The following is a 16,680-nucleotide window of genomic DNA, read 5'->3' on the forward strand; positions in this document are numbered from 1 at the left end:
AAGGATGTGAACAAGATGGACAAACAGGATTTGAAATTACCGGGCGGGTTGCATGTTCGCCCATCCAATTCATCGGCGGCGGATCGGATCTTTCTCGAAAAGCTTCATCGAGAGCGCCGGGATGACTTGCGACTGATCGAGGGCGAGCAAGATTTTATCGAATCTTTAATCGACATGCAGTTTCAGGCGATGAATCAGGGCTATGGGGAACAATTCCCCAACGCGATGTACTTTATCATTGAATACCATCAGTCACCGGTTGGCCGTGCCGTGCTGGATTTTTCTCAGGATCAGGTTCACCTGATCGATATTGTGTTCACCCGACAGGCCAGAGGGCATGGGTTGGGAGAAGCGGTGATCCGTTCCTTTATGTATTCCGCAAACCAGTTGAAAGCGCCGATGACGCTATCGGTTCAGCAAATCAATTCGCAGGCCCGGCAGCTTTACCTCCGGCTGGGATTTCATGTCACCCAGATTGAACCGCCGTATGAGCGGATGATCTGGTATCCGCCCAGTGTCCAGCCGCTGGATGCCGGTCTGCCGATGTGATCCTGTTTGTCTCTGTGGAAGTGATCCATGAACGCGAATGACGAGAATACCTTGAATTATGTGATGAGCAGCTGTGCACGTTTTCCACTGCTGCTCAATGCAATGCGCTGCAGCCTGCTGGTGAGTGCGCATAATCTTGACTGTCTGTTTGTCATCCGGGGGGACGGAGAGTCGCTGGTTGTTGAACATGTTCGCCAGCCCAGATTACTGGGAATTGCACTGAGTGACGATCAGCAGCGTTTATCGCTGGCGTCGTATCAGCAAATCTGGGATTACCGCCGGGTTGATCCCGCGATTCTTGCAGGTGAGTCAACACAGCTCACTGCCGGAAAAGATGCTGTCTATTCGCCTTGTGGCTCGACCGTGACCGGGCATCTGAACACGCATGATATGGCCTGGGGCACGGATGGTCTGTACATGGTGAATACCCGTTTTAATTGCATTGCCAGACCGGCCCACGGAAAAAGTTTTGAGGTGGTCTGGATGCCTCCTTTTATTTCTGAACTGGTTCCAGAAGATCGGTGTCATTTGAATGGACTGGCCATGAAAGATGGACGCCCGGCATATGTGTCGTATTTCTCGCAAGAAAACAGCCCTTATCGCTGGCGCCAAGTGAGCAGTTTTAGCGGGGAAATTATGTCTGTAACCACACATCAGCCTGTGGTGACAGGCTTGTGTCTGCCGCATTCTCCTCGTATTCATGAAGGTTATCTGTACTTTTGTGAATCCGGGACCGGACGCTTGTGGCGATGCCGGGAAGATCGGCTTCCGGCTTCCCGGACGGATCTGGAGCTGGTGGCAGAACTGAATGGATTCACGCGGGGATTATCATTGATGGGGGAGGTCGCCTTCGTCGGCTTATCTGTGGTCCGTCGCCCGAAAGATGGCTCAGCACGGCATGCAGACATGCCCTTACATCAGCGACGGGAACCCTTGTCTTCGGGGGTGGTGGCGCTGGATCTGCGAAATGGTGAAGTAATTGCAAACCTGACGTTTTCCGGTGATTTAAATCAGATTTATGATGTCGAAGTGCTGAAAGGCAGCATGACACCATGGATTGTGGATGCAGAATCAGTGGAATTATCGGATCTTTTTATACTCTGAATGAAAGCAATAGCAGTTTATTGCATAGAAAATATTCTCATATGTCATGTTTTTGAGAGCATCTGCTTGCACATTGTCAAAGCTCTGTTTCAATTGCTACGAGTTGCATTGATTTTTTTATTTTTTGTTGTGTGAGGGTTTTGTCCGGTGTTGTGAAGTCGCCGGGTGAACCGCACTTTTTGCATCACAAACTTGCAGGCAGAGTATGACGAACGACCTGAGCTTGTCGCGTTTAGCCCGTGCGACGCATCAGCACTTCACACGGACGGATGAAGTGTTCCCATTCAGTCATTCCATTGATTCGGTAAAAAGCGATCCCACCCGCTGGGTGGCTTCTCTGGCGATCGGGTTGGCAGTCACCCCATTGATTTTCATGCCTGCCTATGCCGAAACCGATGTTTCCGGAATACCATGGCAGATTCAGACTTCATCCAGCGAAATTTCAAATCCGATCCCCGATAAAGCAAAGTCTGAGCCTGAGCATTCAGACGAACAGAATTTTGATCTGGACAGCTTTCTGGCACAAACCCATCACCTCAAGAGCGGCGTTCAGACTGCGAAACGGGTGGTTGGAGAACTCTCCCCCTTGCCTGCCGGGCCGGGAAGCCGAGCGGATGGCCGCAGCGGTGAAGCCATGACGGCCGCCTGGGAATGCTATTATGGGTATTGTTACGATGGTCCGATTTCAAACGGCCAGTCTTGTTCAACGGATGCGGATTGTAATCCCGTCCCCACGAACAGCGCCCCGACCAATATCAGCCTGACGTCAACCAGCATCAATCAGTCTGCGACCGCATCCGGCGCCGATGTGGGCACCTTGTCGACAACAGATGCAGACAGCGGGGACACACACAGTTATTCGCTGGTTTCGCAAGGCACCAGTGCGTCCGGCAGTTGTACCTCAGATGCAGCGAACAGCCAGTTTCAAATCAATAGTGCGACACTGGAAACCGGGAGTGCTTTGTCGGCAGGGAACTACAACGTTTGTATACAGACTCACGATGGCACGACGACCTTTCAAAAAACCTTCTCGGTTACCGTGGCAGATGATGTTGCACCTCCGGCACCTTCCACACCGGATTTGTCCTCGGGATCTGACAGCGGTATCTCCGACAGTGATAACCTCACGAATCTCACCACGCTGACCTTTACCGGCACCGCGGAAGCCGGTAGTACAGTCAAGCTTTTCAGTAACCAGTCAGGGGGAACAGAGATCGGTTCCGCGACTGCCATAGGGGGGACTTGGAGCATCACCACCAGCGCTCTGGCATCGAATGTCACGCATGCATTCACGGCCACGGCGACGGATGGGATCAATGACAGCCCGGCATCTTCCGCCCTGAATGTCACCATTGATCAGGTGGCGCCGACCGGGCAAAGCGTCGCCTTTGGTCAGCTGTTTTACACCAGTGCCGATGTGGCTGCGGCATCTTTTACCTTTGCCTCTGCGGAGGTAGGCACCGATTTCGCTTATACCATCAGTTCCAGTGGTGGCGGATCGAACGTGACCGGATCGGGGGCGATCAGCAATGCATCCCAGTCTGTCACGGGACTGAATCTGAGCGGTTTGTCCGACGGTTTGCTGACGTTATCTGCCACGCTCACGGATAGCGCAGGGAATACGGCTTCAGCCGTGACGAATACTGCAACGCTGGATACGCTTCAGCCCGGCATCTCAGGTTTTACCAGCAGCAAAAACACATTGAAATCCGGAGAAACGTCACTGATATCAGTCACGCTCAGTGAGATCAGTTCTAATTTTATTGTGTCTGATGTTGTTGTTTCCGGTGGATCCTTATCTAATTTCACAGGCGTTGGACTGAATTATTCTGCGATCTTTACACCCGATCCGGACACAGAAACCACAGCAACCCTGAATTTACCTGCCGGTATCTTTACCGATGCCGCAGGGAACGCCAATACAGCGGCCACGCAAGTGTCGATCGCCGTGGATACTGCCCGGCCAACCGTGGCGATTAGCAGCGATAAGCCAGCCCTGAAAGCCGGAGAAAGCGCAACGCTGACTTTCACACTGAGTGAAAGCAGTACTGATTTTGCTGCCGCTGATGTCACAACTGCCGGAGGCACCCTGTCGAACTTTAGCGGCAGCGGCATGGTCTATACCGCGACTTACACACCCGCCGTGAATGCCACCAGCGGAACAGTCAACGTGTCAGCCAGTCAGTTTACCGACGCCGCAGGGAACGGTAATGCGGCGGCAACGCAACTCAGTATTGCAGTGGATACGGTTCAGCCGACGGTGAATATCTCCAGCGATAAAACAGCTTTGAAGCAGGGCGAAACCGCGACTCTGACCTTTACGCTGAGCGAAAGCAGCAGCGATTTTGCTGCCGGAGATGTGATTGTTTCCGGGGGGGCGCTGACGAATTTCACCGGCAGTGGTACCAGCTACAGTGCGACCTTTACACCTGACGCGAACAGTACGGCTGGCGCGACGGTGAATGTGGCCGCAGGTGTCTTTACCGACGCCGCAGGGAACGCGAACACAGCCGCTTCTCAGTTGGCAATCAGTGTGGATACTGTTCTGCCAAGTGTGACCATCAACTCGGACAAATCCGTGCTGAAGCAGGGTGAAACTGCGAACATCACCTTTACATTGACCGAAGAGAGTACAGATTTTGAAGCGACGGATATTGCGGTCAGTGGCGGGACCTTGTCGGGTTTTAACGGAAGTGGGAGCAGCTTTAGCGCGACTCTGACGCCGGTCACCGACGGGAATATCACGCTGGATATCGCCAGTGGCCAATTTACCGATCCGAATGGCAACGAAAATCTGACTGCGACTCAGTTGGTGGTGAGTTATGACGGCACTGCGCCGTATATCAGCGCACTCAGCCCGGCTGATGATGCCACAGATGTCAGCCGAAATACCAGTCTGACACTGACGTTCAGCGAAGACATACAGATAGGACATTCCTCAGGCACACTGAGTCTTATTGATGCCACGGATGCAACAACGCTGGTGACATACGCGATGTCTGACTCCGAGGTGAGCATTTCTGGCAATCAGCTGGTGGTGGATCCGAGTACCACTTTCACACCGACACATGCTTACTACGTCACCATGACGAACGATGCGTTAACCGATATGGCGGGCAATGCCTTTGCCGGTATCAGCGGTGATTCGGTCTATAACTTCACCATTGCCAACGCCGCACCGGTTGCAGCAGACGATGTGGTCTCTGTTTCGGAAGATAACCTGATTGCGATTGATGTGCTATCGAACGACAGCGATGCAGACAGTAGCCTGAATGCAGCCAGTGTCACCGTCGTGACAGCACCTTTGCATGGTGCCACCAGCATCAATACCGGGACAGGCACCATAACGTATACGCCGGATGCGAATTTCGCCGGGACAGACACCTTGACCTATCAGGTTCAGGATATCTACGGCGCTGTCTCTTCTCCGGCGACAGTCACCGTGACAGTGACACCTGTCGCTGATGCGCCGGTGGCAACGGCTGATGTCGGCAGCACAGATGAAGATACATTGGTGGTGCTGGATGTGCTGGCGAACGACAGCGATGTGGATACAGGGGATACGCTGAACGCAGCTTCTCTGACTGTGGTGATTCAGCCAACCCATGGTGCCACGACGGTTGAGAACGGTAAGATTCACTATCAGCCGGGCGCGAATTATGTGGGTACGGATACCCTGAGTTACACCGTACAGGACAGCACTGGGCTGGTGTCCAATACCGCTCAGGTGACGGTGAACGTGGCAGGGGTGAATGATGCCCCGATCACGGTGGCGGATGGTCTGGCAACGAATGAGGATGAAAGTGGTGTGATTGATGTGCTGGCCAATGACAGTGATATCGACGGTTCACTCAATGCCAGTACGCTCCAGGTGATCACTCAGCCCCAGCACGGGCAGACCAGCATTGATGCGAATGGACGGGTGACCTATACCCCTAACGCGAATTACTTCGGCAGCGACAGCTTCACCTATGTGGTGCAGGACGACCTGGGGGCGACCTCCCAGCCAGCAACGGTGTCTGTCACGGTGTCCAGCGTCAACGATGCGCCTGTGGTCGCGGATGATACCGCGACGCTGCTGGAAGATACGCCTCATACGGTGAATGTGCTGGGGAATGATCAGGATATTGACGGCACGATTCAGGCCGGAACACTGACGATTGACACCCAACCTGGCGAGGGCAGCGTGACCGTTGAAAGCAATGGTGCGGTGGTCTATACCCCGGCAGCGAATTTCAGCGGTGAGGATCAGTTCACTTATAAAGTGAGCGACGATCTGGGTGCTGAATCCAATATTGCGACTGTGACCATGACGGTACAGGCCGTGAATGATGCGCCGGTGGCCAATGCCGATCAGGCGACGACGCAGGAGGACACCCCGGTTGATATCGCGGTCAGCGGTAATGACAGCGATCTGGACGGGACGCTGGATCTGAGCTCCATTCAGGTGCTGACGCCGCCTCAGCTGGGTCAGGTGCTGGATCTGGGGAACGGTAGCTTGCGCTATACCCCGGATACGGATCAATCCGGCACTGACAGTTTCAGCTACACCATTTCTGATAACGAGGCTGACGTTTCCAATACAGCCACTGTGTCGGTGACGATCGAGACGGTCAATGATGCGCCGACCATCAGCGGTACGCCAGTGCTTAACGTCGATCAGGACCAGAACTACGAGTTCCAGCCGGTGGCTGCGGACGTAGAAAGCGATGGTCTGATCTTCAGTATTACTAATCTGCCTGACTGGGCGAGTTTCGATACCCAGACCGGACGTTTGTATGGCGTACCAGATAATGGCGCCGTCGGTAGTGTCAGCAACATAGTGATCAGCGTTACTGATGGCGATAAAACCGCAGCGCTGCCGCCGTTCACCCTGACAGTCAACAACGTTAACGATGCGCCAGTTATCAGCGGGCAGCCTCAGGATCAGGTGTCTGAAGACACTCAGTACAGCTTTACTCCTCAAGCTTCCGATATGGATGCGGATACGCTGACCTTCAGCATTGAGAACAAGCCGGTTTGGGCCAGCTTTAATACGCAGACAGGTGAGCTGTCCGGCATACCGGATAACAGCCATGTCGGCAGCAGCAGCGGCATTGTTATCAGCGTCAGCGACGGTAGTGAATCGGCCTCTCTGGCAGCATTCAGTATCAGCGTGATTAATGTCAACGATGCGCCGCAAGGGGAAAACCTGACGCTTACTCTGGCCGAAGATACCAGCCTGAGTATTGCCCCGGCCATGACAGATGTCGACAGCACAGCACTGGGTCTGCTGGTGGGTAATCCGCCGCAGCACGGTAACCTGAGTGCGCAGGGCAGCAGCTGGTTGTATACACCACATGCCGACTTTAACGGTGTCGACAGCTTCAGTTATCAGGTTACAGACGGCGAAGCGCTATCCGGTATTTATACTGTTTCGCTTGCTGTGACACCGGTGAATGATCAGCCAGTGATTGTTTCTGATTCGTATCACTTTAAAGCCAGCGCGTCGGGCCGTTATGTACTGGATGTGCTGAGTAACGACACGGATATCGATCAGGATCTGCTGAACCTGCTCTGGGTGACGGCGGTGAAAGGGACAGCCACCATACAAAATGGTCAGGCAGTTCTGACCACCACACAGCAGGGCACGTTTTCTCTGAAATATGGAGCCAGTGATGGTGGAGGGGGCCAGCACATTGGTCAGGTGACAGTGGTTATTGAGTCGGCGGTCAGCCAGCCTCCGACGATTCAACCGCCAGTTGATATTGAGCTGAACGCAACCGGTCTGTTTACCAGAGTGAACTTGGGTGTAGCCAAAGCCAAAGACAGCCAAGGCCGGCCACTGGCTGTCTCTCTGGTTGATCAGGCACCTGTCTTTAAGCCGGGAAGACATACAGTTTACTGGCGGGCGGTGGATGCGCAAGGCAATGAGACCCAGGCCAGCCAGCAGGTTGTTCTGCATCCATTGATCACACTCTCTAAAGATGACCACACCACAGAAGGGACGACGCATAGTATCAGCGTTCACCTCAACGGCCCTGCGCCTGATTACCCGGTAACTATTCCTTATACCGTGTCAGGCAGCAGTGATGCGGGTGATCACACCTTGCTTGACGGTGTGATTGAGATTGAGCAAGGCACTAGTGCTACGATTGAGTTCGATGTGCTGAACGATGGTATGCCCGAAGGGCCGGAGACACTGGAAGTCACTTTATCACCCACGCTGAATCTTGGCAGTAAGTCAGATTACACACTGACTATCTCTGAAGAGAATTTAGCACCGAGGGTGAGCACTGAGATTACTCAGGATGGTGACTCCCGGCACATTGTGTCTATCTCTGGCGGTCAGGTTACAGTGAGTGCACAAGTCACAGATGTGAACAGTGCAGACAACCATAACTATTTGTGGGAAGCCAGTGACAGTGCGATAGCCAATATCAGCACAGATGATGAACACTTTATCTTTGTGCCGGGTGTGCTGTCGCAGGGTGTGTACAGCCTTAAACTGACTGTTACGGATAACGGTACCCCTGTTCAGTCTGTGATTAAACATATTTATCTGGAGGCCGTTGCTCAGTTGCCGCAGTTAGGTGGTGAGGACAGCGATGGCGATCTGCTGCCTGACGACCTGGAAGGCTACATTGACTCTGATAACGACGGCATCCCGGATTATCTGGATATGGCGGCAGACTGTAACGTCATACAAGAGCAGGCCTTGGTATCTGGCCGCTATCTGCTGGAAGGCGACCCAGGTGTGTGTTTGCGCAAAGGCGCGACGGTTGCAGCTAATCAGATGGGAGGCGTACAGCTGTTGGACAGTGAAATCCCGCCAGATGCCGAGGTCAAAAATACTGGCGGTGTGTTTGACTTTATTGCTCATGGTTTACCGATAGTTGGTCAGAGTTATCAGGTGGTACTGCCGCAACGCTTACCCATACCGGCAAACGCGGTTTATCGTAAATTCACAGAGAGTCAGGGCTGGAAAAATTTTGTCACAGATGCGCAAAACTTTGTGTCATCTGCTCAGGGGGAAGCGGGTTACTGTCCGCCTCCGGGTGATAGCCAGTGGCTGGCAGGATTACAGGAAGGGCACTGGTGCGTGCAGCTAACTATACAAGACGGTGGCCCGAATGATGATGACGGCCTGGCCAATGGCAGTGTCATGGATCCGGGCGGTGTTGGCGTACCGCTGAGTGCTAATCTGTCGCCATCGGCGGTGGATGACGCTGTATTGCTTAATCGGAACGGGAACACAATGATAGATGTGCTGGCCAATGATACAGATGCCAACAATGATCCCTTGTCTGTGATGGCAGCGTCGGTGGATTTTGGCGTTGTGAATCTGACGTCTAATCAGATCCACTATGCCGCCCCCGATGGTTTTTACGGTGTCGCGACCATCAGTTACAGCATTTCAGACGGGACAGGCGGTACAGCTATTGCGCAAGCTAAAGTGACAGTGCTGAACAGCGATTACCCGGTTGCGGTGAACGATATTGTTCAGACTGATGATAAAACGGCCGTGGTCATTGCTGTGCTGGATAATGACACAGATGCAGACGGTGATAGTCTGACAGTGGTGGCTGCAGTGGCAAACCGAGGATCGGTGACGATAAACACAGATCAGAGCCTGACATTTACGCCCGAAGCAGGTTATGAAGGAGAGAGTATCATTACCTATCACATTCAGGATGCGACCGGCCTGGAGGCCAGCGCTCAGGCACGCGTTACCACAACACTCAGTGAAGGCATGGTGGTGAAAAACCGGGCAGGAGGGACTGTCACTGCCCTGATGCTGGTATTACTCGGCGGTCTGGGAGTCATGCGGCGCTGGGGCGGACGGCTGCTTGCGCTGGTATTGGCGCTGATCAGCTTTAACAGCCAGGCAGCCTGGTTTGTCGATGCTGAGTTGGGCGTGAGTGAAGCCAGCGAGCGACATACTCAGCCTGCGGATACCCTTGTTTCACAAGATGACAGTGATACGGCTGTGTCACTGGGTGTGGGCTATGAAACCCGTCATCACTGGTTACTGACGGCCCGTTATTTGGATCAGGGGAACGGCAAGGCCACACTCAAACCAGCTAGTGCTGTGTCTGATGGCTATCATCAGAGTGTGGTTAAGGCTACGCCTGTGCTGACCTCGGGGGTGGCGCTGGACATACGTTATCCTGTGGTGTCTGATAATGATTTTCGGTTTTTAATCGGTGGCGGTGTTTACCGCTGGGAAGCAGATTACAGCAGTACGTTTCAGGGGCAGACAATCAGCTCATCTGACTGGGGGGTCGATCCGTATCTGACCGCCGGGTTGGATTATCGCATCACTCCGGCATGGCGGGTCGGAGGGAAATTCAATCGTTATTTCATTGATATTAACGATGTCAGCCAGGTCACATTGACACTGAGTTACCAGTTTGGTCAGTAGCCCGTAGCCAGAAATTATAGTCAGGTAAAATATTGCCAGGTAAATCAGTTCCAGATAAACCCGATGCTGGTATGTGTCAGCATCGGGCGTGGTATCCGTTTGGCAAGGGCCGTTTATACGAACTGGGAAAAATACTTCCCTTTGATTTGTGTCGTGGTGAAGGTTTTCACTCTGACATTGGGTGACCAGTGGTTGATCGGCCAGCCTGCTTTTTGCTTCAGTGCTTTGATAAAGGCAGCCGGTGAGGCCAGTTTATCCCATACCTGGGGTAAAAAGACCGCCTGCGAATGGTGCTCGGTCAGGATCACCCCCACTTTGTGCTCTTCAAGATAGGCGATGAGCGCTTCTTCGGAATCGACCTGCAGCAGTTTAGGATCGGAAAGCACAGAAATCTCTATGGTCAGGCTGCTGAGCTGCTCTTCGGTCAGCGGCATGAAGCGTCTGTCCTGATAGGCGCTGTCTCTGGCTTTATTATGCACTTCAAGTACCAGAGGCTCATTGGCGGTCACTGTCCCCAGGCAGCCCTGCAGTTCGCCGTCGACTTCCAGGGTGACAAAACATGCGCCATTGGCGAGCAATTTGCGGTTGTATAAATCCAGTTGTGGTGGTCGCGGCAGTGCTTCAGAGAAATGGCTGCGAATGGCCTCTCTGGCAATATCCAGCAGTTGGGTCATTTCCCCTTTATTCAGGGCCGGTTTTGGTGGTGGCGGACACGAGGTAACTGACATATCCAACGACTCTCTCCTTATCTCCGGCTTCTGTATCGCCGGAGTTTTTGTATTCTATTTGTGTTAAGAAATAGCCTCTTTGCTTCGCCAGTAATAACAAGGTGTTGATCCCGGTCGAGCCGCAGGCTTGTTGCGGTGTCAGACTGGGATCGAACGTTTCGATCACTTTCAGTGTGCGATGATCGATATCCTGTGCATCTGCATAGGGGTGGTAATGGCTCAGATCACTGCTGATCACCAGCAGGGTGTCGTCCTGCCACAGGGGATCGATAATCTGTGCCAGCCGGGATGGTGCAATGCGGCTGGTCAGAATAGGCAGCAGGGTAAACGCAGAAAGGCAGCTTTGCAGGAAGGGTAGCTGTACTTCCAGGCAATGCTCCAGTTCGTGTATGTGATCTGATAACTCAATATCATTCAAATGCGACAGCTTTTCAACACCTTGTAAGTCGATTTTGACTTCACCTAACGGTGTGGCGAAATACTGGTCAGCAGGCAGGGCACAACCGTCAAACGCATAATGATGACTGGGGCCAATCAAAATGACTTTGCGATACGGGCTGTGCGTTTTTTTCAGCCAGCGAAAAGCACTGGCCGCCACTTTTCCGGAGAACATATAGCCCGCGTGCGGTACGATCAGCGCCCTTGGCATCAGCTCAGCGTCACAGGGTTCAGCAAACCATTGCTGAATCTGTTTTCTTAGCCCGAGCGGTGAAGCCTGATAAAACCGTCCAGCCACGGCGGGAGCGCGAATGGTCATTGTCTGGCCTTTGTCTTGGTAATTACTGCAACAAGGCGACGCACTGCTTGCAGGCAAGAACAGAGCGCCACCAACTATAGTTAAGTATAGGAAGGAATAATGACCGGACTGTTACCAGAACTGTTACCAGAACAGCTACCGGACCATTGTCAGCAACCCAACCGGACAGAAATCACCGCCATGGCACAACGAACCCCGGTACCGACAGTGCAGATTGTAAAAGGAAACGGCTCAGCTGAAAGCTGGCCAACCGAATTCTGGCATCAGCTGGATGATGGCCGTGTGGTGTGTGACGTTTGCCCGCGGCACTGCCGGTTGCGCGAGGGTAAGCGCGGCGCCTGCTTTGTACGCATGGCGGAACATGGTCAGATAGTGCTGACCAGTTATGGGCGTTCGAGCGGTTTTTGTATCGATCCTATTGAGAAAAAGCCGCTGAATCATTTCTATCCCGGCAGCTCAGTGTTGTCGTTCGGTACGGCGGGCTGCAATCTGGGCTGTAAATTTTGTCAGAACTGGAGCATCAGCAAATCGCGTGAAATCGATACTTTAGGCGCAACGGCCATGCCGGAGCAGATTGCCCGGGCGGCCAAGGCGTACGGCTGTGATTCTATAGCCTTCACCTACAACGATCCTGTTATTTTCATGGAGTACGCCATGGATTGCGCGCAAGCCTGCCATGCTCATGGTATCCACAGCGTGGCGGTGAGTGCGGGCTATATTTGCGATGCCCCCCGGCAGGCGTTCTACCGCCAGATGGATGCCGCGAATATCGATCTGAAAGCCTTCACTGAGCACTTTTATCATAAAATCTGTAGCGGCCATCTGGCCCCTGTGCTCGATACTCTGTTATACCTTCGCCACGAAACCCGTGTGTGGTTTGAAATCACCACTTTGCTGATTCCGGGCGAGAATGACAGCCCGGCCGAAATTGCAGCGATGTCCCGCTGGCTGATGGACAACCTTGGCCCGGATGTGCCTTTACACTTCAGCGCCTTTCATCCTGATTTTAAAATGATGGATACGCCGCCGACACCGCCTGCCACTGTCCTGCAGGCCAGACGGATTGCGCTGGAGGCTGGTCTTCATTATGTCTATGTCGGTAATATTTTCGATCAGGCTGGTGACAGCACCTATTGCCCGGGTTGCGGACAGCGGGTGATTTCACGCAACTGGTATGCTCTGGGCGATTACTCCCTGACCGAGAACGGCTGCTGCCAGCATTGCGGTTTTCATCTGGCAGGACGGTTTACGGCTTACCATGGCAGCTTTGGTCGCAGAAGGATTCCAATCCAAATTCGTGCCTGAAAGCGGATAAAACCAGCAAGCCGGGCAGTGAGATTTTACTCCTGTGCCGCTTTGCATTATCTTACCGTTTTTCCCGGTACCAAACAGAGAACGTCCGCATGACTATTGAAGAATTACACCAGTTTCAGAATCTGGTCATTACCCAACCAAACTGTCCTTACTGTGTGAGAGCAAAAGCTATCCTGGATGATCGCGGTACTGACTACACAACCCTGGTACTGGGGCAGAATTTGGAAAAAACCGAGATGATTGCTTTTATCGAGCAAGTGGCGAATACCACAGTACGCACTGTGCCGCAAATCATCCTGGACGGTAAATATATCGGGGGTCACGATGATCTGGTCGCTTTTTTAGAGCGGCAGGTTGAAGCCGATGCGCTTGGTGATTTCGAATTGTGATAGGTAAGGCTCCCGTTGGGGGCCTTTTCTTTATTGATTAACCATTCAGTAGGAGGTCGGTATGAGTTTTAACGTCAAAGTCGCCTGGCAGGGTAACAGTCAGCCGGGTGAAGAATTCAGCCGGGATCATCAGATCCAGTTTGGCAGCGGGCAATCTCTCAATGCTTCGTCGGCGCCGGATTTCAAAGGCAGTGCCGATAAAGTTAACCCGGAAGAAGGCCTGATGGCGGCTTTGTCTTCCTGCCACATGCTGACTTTCCTGGCCATTGCTCACCTCAAACGATTGCCGGTTGCCAGCTATCAGGATAATGTCACGGCTGAACTGGGTAAGAACGACGCCGGAAAAACCAAAGTGGCCGCTATCGATCTCAATCCTGTCATCACATTTGTGGATGGCGCAGAGGTATCACCTGAGGTGCTGAAAAAAATGCACCAGAAAGCGCACGACAACTGTTTTATTGCTAACAGCCTGAATACCACAATCCGGCTGAATGGAAAGGAGTTCAGTCATTGATTCAGCTCGATACGGCCATATCACTGGCAGGCCTGTACAGCGGTAAAGTGGCGCAGAGATACGGCATCAGGACCGCAATGGCCAAGCAGGCGGTCAGCGGCAAACTGTACCTCTCAGCAACCGGACTGGACGGGGATGAATGCGCAGAGCCCAAATTTCATGGCGGCACAGAAAGAGCGCTGCATCAGTATCCGCTGGAACATTATGCGTTCTGGCAGCAGCAGTTCCCGGACCGTGACTGGCCGGCGCCCGGGGTGGGAGAGAACATCAGCACCCAGGGAATGACGGAAGAGAATGTGCGGCTGGGTGATCGCTATCAGTGGGGCGAGGCGGTGATAGAAATCAGCCAGCCCCGCTCTCCTTGCTTTAAGCTTAGCCGTCGCTGGGAATTGCCGGAGTTCTCTGAAGTTATGCAGCAGACAGGACGTTGCGGCTGGCTGTACCGGGTGATCACACCGGGATATGTCAGCAGCGATGAACCTTTGGTGCTGATCAAGCAAGGAGAAGACAGGTTCACGGTGAAACGCGTGCTGGATTGGTATTTTAATGACCCGATGAATCTGGACAAACTGCGCATGCTGCTAGAGTGTGAGGCGTTGTCGGTCAGCTGGCGCAACACGGTTGAGAAACGCCTGAATACCGGTGAGCTTGAAAACTGGCATTTCCGCCTCAACGGAGCGGGCTGATGTTGAAAGGGATCCATCATACAGCGATCATCTGTTCTGACTATGCCAGATCGAAAGCGTTTTACGTTGATCTGCTCGGGCTGGATATCGTCTCTGAACATTACCGTGAAGCCCGTCAGTCCTGGAAGCTCGACTTAGCCCTGCCGGACGGCAGTCAGATTGAGCTGTTCTCTTTTCCCGACGCTCCGCCCAGGCCGAGTTATCCTGAAGCTCAGGGGCTCAGGCACCTTGCGTTTGCCGTTGAATCGGTAGAGGCTGTGGCACTATGGCTCAATGAGCAGGGCATTGCGACTGAACCGGTTCGTATTGACGAACTGACAGGAAAAGCCTTTACGTTTTTCAGTGATCCGGATGGTTTGCCGCTAGAGCTGTATCAAGGCGAATGAAGGGGCGTTTTTCAGTCATTAAGCACGGGCTACGCAGGTAGCCCGTTGTCTTGTCACGCAGTTTGCAGATGATTACGACAGGGCGTAGCCAATCAGGCTGGCAAAAATAATACAAGCCCCGCCAAAAACGCCGTATTCGACGCGCTTTTCAACGATACAATCTACTTCTTCTTTTTGAACGGTCAGCATGCTGAATAAACAGCCTCCCGCCAGAGCAACGGCCAGCACGCCCAGACTGAACAGACCTGCCTGGACGAAATCAATAAACGCCATATCAATCCTCTTTTATGAGCCCAAGGTGTATGCATGCTTGTTGTTGGCCTTCCCGGCTGACAGCCAGTAACGGACGAACTGCACGTCTAATACCAACCGGCATATTAGCCGGATTGGTCGTTATTTCGGGGCGAATGATACACCTTCTGACCGCGAGTGTAATCCCGGAGGATGTAATCAGGGGTTAAATACTAAGGGATTGTTTGTCTGCCGCTTTTCACACGAAGGCCAGTCTTGCCGCGAAGGCAATCAGGACCACGCCTAAAGTGCGCTCAATGATGTGCATCTGGCGGTGAAACCACAGCCGGGCTTTTTCGGCGGAAAACAACAGGCTGACCAGAACAAACCACAAGGCGGTAATGGCACACATCCAGACACCATAGAAAATCTGAATAGTCAGTGGCGTATCCAGGCTGACCACATTGGTGATAATGGCCAGAAAAAACAGCGTGGCTTTCGGGTTGGTGGCATTGGTCAGAAAACCTATGCCAAACGCGCGACGCAGGGTCTGATGGCCGGATTCTGGTGTTGCATCGACTGCCGGGGCGTCACTGGTGGCCGGTTTGCTGCGGCATAATTGCACACCGAGATACACAAGGTACGCGGCGCCCAGCAGTTTGGCGGCGATCAATAGCCACTCTGAGGTGTGCATAATGGCGCTGACGCCAAGCAAGGTATAGAGCACGTGAACGGAAAGCCCCGCGCCAATGCCGAAGGCGGTCACTATACCGTGTCGGCGGCCAAACCTGAGGCTCTGGCGTACTGTCATGACAAAATCGGGACCGGGGGCGACAACGGCCATAAAATGGATCAGCGCCAGAGAAATAAATTCAGGCCAGTATTCACTTAACATCAGCAATATCCTTATGCTTGTTAGACTCAGCCCCTATCAGCAATCTGATAGCGAACCTGAAGCTTACCTTTTTTCAGCTTGGTTGAAACCTGGATATTCGCCGGGATCTCGCTGGTGGTCGCGACATGGGTGCCGCCGCAGGGCCATGCCATCAGATCACCGAAGGCAACCCAACGTGTACCATCCGGTTTTGTGTGCGAGCGCATGGGCAGATCGGCCGCAATCAGGCGGGTCAGGTGCTGTAATAGGGTGTGTTCGTCCAGCTCGACCACATGATCACGGGGCGAGAATTCGACCCGGCACTCGTTAGGCCAGTGGTGTGCTTTTTCGGGCTGCCAGCCATTTTGCTGCCCGATATTGCCAATCAGGTGACCCAGACTGTGCAGTATGCTGTGGGTATTTCTGGGTTCTTTATCCATAGCAATAGTGACTGTGCCGGTTGGCAGCGGCTGGCTGATCACATGCTGGATAATGTCATCTGCTTTTTTGGTGTGCAGTACCTGCGCCCGTTCACCGCAATGGGTGGTAATGCGGCCTGTGTCGCCGGGCTGGCCACCGCCTTGCGGATGAAAGACGGTTTTGTCCAGTACGGCAATCCAGTGTTCGCCTTCCTGATAGCAGGCGAGTAACTCGGCCTCACAGTGAAGGGCATGTGAATCCAGGTATAAGGCTTGTGTTGTCATGTTGTGCTTCCCTGTCCGCTTGTCTGTCATCCATTGTAAT

At 53.2% G+C, this 16,680-nt stretch carries 13 protein-coding genes; 8 read left to right on the forward strand and 5 right to left on the reverse strand.

The features are described from left to right. Nucleotides 1-15: 15 nt before the first annotated feature. The 3 genes from Q4491_RS07375 to Q4491_RS07385 all read left to right on the forward strand — a co-directional run bounded on the left by Q4491_RS07375 (nucleotide 16) and on the right by Q4491_RS07385 (nucleotide 10,057). Nucleotides 16-549: an N-acetyltransferase gene (locus Q4491_RS07375; RefSeq protein ID WP_303456065.1), complete on the forward strand. Its 534-nt coding sequence runs from the start codon at nucleotides 16-18 to the stop codon at nucleotides 547-549. A gap of 27 nt (nucleotides 550-576) precedes the next feature. Further along, complete coding sequence (locus tag Q4491_RS07380; protein ID WP_303456067.1) at nucleotides 577-1,653, forward strand: TIGR03032 family protein; 1,077 nt, start codon at nucleotides 577-579, stop codon at nucleotides 1,651-1,653. A 205-nt stretch (nucleotides 1,654-1,858) separates the two neighbouring features. After that, entirely contained in the window at nucleotides 1,859-10,057 is an 8,199-nt protein-coding gene (locus Q4491_RS07385) for a tandem-95 repeat protein (protein WP_303456069.1), read from the forward strand. 113 nt (nucleotides 10,058-10,170) lie between these two features. Here the strand turns inward: Q4491_RS07385 and amrA are convergent, their stop codons facing one another. Both amrA and amrB read right to left on the reverse strand, forming a co-directional pair. Next, nucleotides 10,171-10,785, reverse strand: a complete 615-nt coding sequence (amrA, locus tag Q4491_RS07390) for an AmmeMemoRadiSam system protein A (RefSeq protein WP_120510459.1) — start codon at nucleotides 10,783-10,785, stop codon at nucleotides 10,171-10,173. Then, a complete protein-coding gene (gene amrB, locus Q4491_RS07395; RefSeq protein WP_218384075.1) occupies nucleotides 10,739-11,542 on the reverse strand; it encodes an AmmeMemoRadiSam system protein B in 804 nt (267 codons plus the stop codon). Before amrB ends, amrA begins: the two co-directional genes overlap by 47 nt. A gap of 99 nt (nucleotides 11,543-11,641) precedes the next feature. Between amrB and amrS the strand changes: the two genes are divergently transcribed. The 5 genes from amrS (at nucleotide 11,642) to Q4491_RS07420 (ending at nucleotide 14,831) form a co-directional block, all read left to right on the forward strand. Then, entirely contained in the window at nucleotides 11,642-12,847 is a 1,206-nt protein-coding gene (gene amrS, locus Q4491_RS07400; RefSeq protein ID WP_303456072.1) for an AmmeMemoRadiSam system radical SAM enzyme, read from the forward strand. Nucleotides 12,848-12,945: 98 nt separating this feature from the next. Beyond that, nucleotides 12,946-13,245, forward strand: a complete 300-nt coding sequence (locus tag Q4491_RS07405) for a glutaredoxin domain-containing protein (protein WP_192014885.1) — start codon at nucleotides 12,946-12,948, stop codon at nucleotides 13,243-13,245. 61 nt (nucleotides 13,246-13,306) lie between these two features. Next, on the forward strand, nucleotides 13,307-13,759 hold the full coding sequence (locus Q4491_RS07410) for an OsmC family protein (RefSeq protein WP_303456075.1): 453 nt from the start codon (nucleotides 13,307-13,309) through the stop codon (nucleotides 13,757-13,759). Beyond that, on the forward strand, nucleotides 13,756-14,445 hold the full coding sequence (locus tag Q4491_RS07415; protein WP_303456077.1) for an MOSC domain-containing protein: 690 nt from the start codon (nucleotides 13,756-13,758) through the stop codon (nucleotides 14,443-14,445). The genes Q4491_RS07410 and Q4491_RS07415 overlap by 4 nt, the downstream gene beginning before the upstream one ends. Next, nucleotides 14,445-14,831, forward strand: coding sequence for a VOC family protein (locus tag Q4491_RS07420; protein ID WP_218384073.1), 387 nt, complete (start codon nucleotides 14,445-14,447; stop codon nucleotides 14,829-14,831). Before Q4491_RS07415 ends, Q4491_RS07420 begins: the two co-directional genes overlap by 1 nt. Nucleotides 14,832-14,903: 72 nt before the next feature. Here the strand turns inward: Q4491_RS07420 and Q4491_RS07425 are convergent, their stop codons facing one another. The 3 genes from Q4491_RS07425 to Q4491_RS07435 all read right to left on the reverse strand — a co-directional run bounded on the left by Q4491_RS07425 (nucleotide 14,904) and on the right by Q4491_RS07435 (nucleotide 16,640). Then, on the reverse strand, nucleotides 14,904-15,104 hold the full coding sequence (locus Q4491_RS07425; RefSeq protein WP_027252583.1) for a hypothetical protein: 201 nt from the start codon (nucleotides 15,102-15,104) through the stop codon (nucleotides 14,904-14,906). 217 nt (nucleotides 15,105-15,321) lie between these two features. Next, on the reverse strand, nucleotides 15,322-15,957 hold the full coding sequence (locus tag Q4491_RS07430) for a LysE family translocator (RefSeq protein ID WP_303456083.1): 636 nt from the start codon (nucleotides 15,955-15,957) through the stop codon (nucleotides 15,322-15,324). 26 nt (nucleotides 15,958-15,983) lie between these two features. Then, nucleotides 15,984-16,640 carry an alanine--tRNA ligase-related protein gene (locus Q4491_RS07435; protein WP_192014888.1) on the reverse strand — a complete coding sequence of 219 codons (657 nt, stop codon included), beginning with the start codon at nucleotides 16,638-16,640 and terminating at the stop codon, nucleotides 15,984-15,986. Nucleotides 16,641-16,680 lie beyond the last annotated feature (40 nt).

The sequence above is a fragment of the Photobacterium sp. 2_MG-2023 genome (assembly GCF_030547675.1).
GTDB lineage: Bacteria > Pseudomonadota > Gammaproteobacteria > Enterobacterales > Vibrionaceae > Photobacterium > Photobacterium arenosum.

Excerpts from the sequence above, each read along its gene's own strand:
- Q4491_RS07375 (WP_303456065.1), top strand. The coding sequence starts at position 16 with ATGGACAAACAGGATTTGAAATTACCGGGCGGGTTGCATGTTCGCCCA.
- Q4491_RS07380 (WP_303456067.1), top strand. The coding sequence starts at position 577 with ATGAACGCGAATGACGAGAATACCTTGAATTATGTGATGAGCAGCTGT.
- Q4491_RS07385 (WP_303456069.1), top strand. The coding sequence starts at position 1,859 with ATGACGAACGACCTGAGCTTGTCGCGTTTAGCCCGTGCGACGCATCAG.
- amrA (WP_120510459.1), bottom strand. The coding sequence starts at position 10,785 with ATGTCAGTTACCTCGTGTCCGCCACCACCAAAACCGGCCCTGAATAAA.
- amrB (WP_218384075.1), bottom strand. The coding sequence starts at position 11,542 with ATGACCATTCGCGCTCCCGCCGTGGCTGGACGGTTTTATCAGGCTTCA.
- amrS (WP_303456072.1), top strand. The coding sequence starts at position 11,642 with ATGACCGGACTGTTACCAGAACTGTTACCAGAACAGCTACCGGACCAT.
- Q4491_RS07405 (WP_192014885.1), top strand. The coding sequence starts at position 12,946 with ATGACTATTGAAGAATTACACCAGTTTCAGAATCTGGTCATTACCCAA.
- Q4491_RS07410 (WP_303456075.1), top strand. The coding sequence starts at position 13,307 with ATGAGTTTTAACGTCAAAGTCGCCTGGCAGGGTAACAGTCAGCCGGGT.
- Q4491_RS07420 (WP_218384073.1), top strand. The coding sequence starts at position 14,445 with ATGTTGAAAGGGATCCATCATACAGCGATCATCTGTTCTGACTATGCC.
- Q4491_RS07425 (WP_027252583.1), bottom strand. The coding sequence starts at position 15,104 with ATGGCGTTTATTGATTTCGTCCAGGCAGGTCTGTTCAGTCTGGGCGTG.
- Q4491_RS07430 (WP_303456083.1), bottom strand. The coding sequence starts at position 15,957 with ATGTTAAGTGAATACTGGCCTGAATTTATTTCTCTGGCGCTGATCCAT.
- Q4491_RS07435 (WP_192014888.1), bottom strand. The coding sequence starts at position 16,640 with ATGACAACACAAGCCTTATACCTGGATTCACATGCCCTTCACTGTGAG.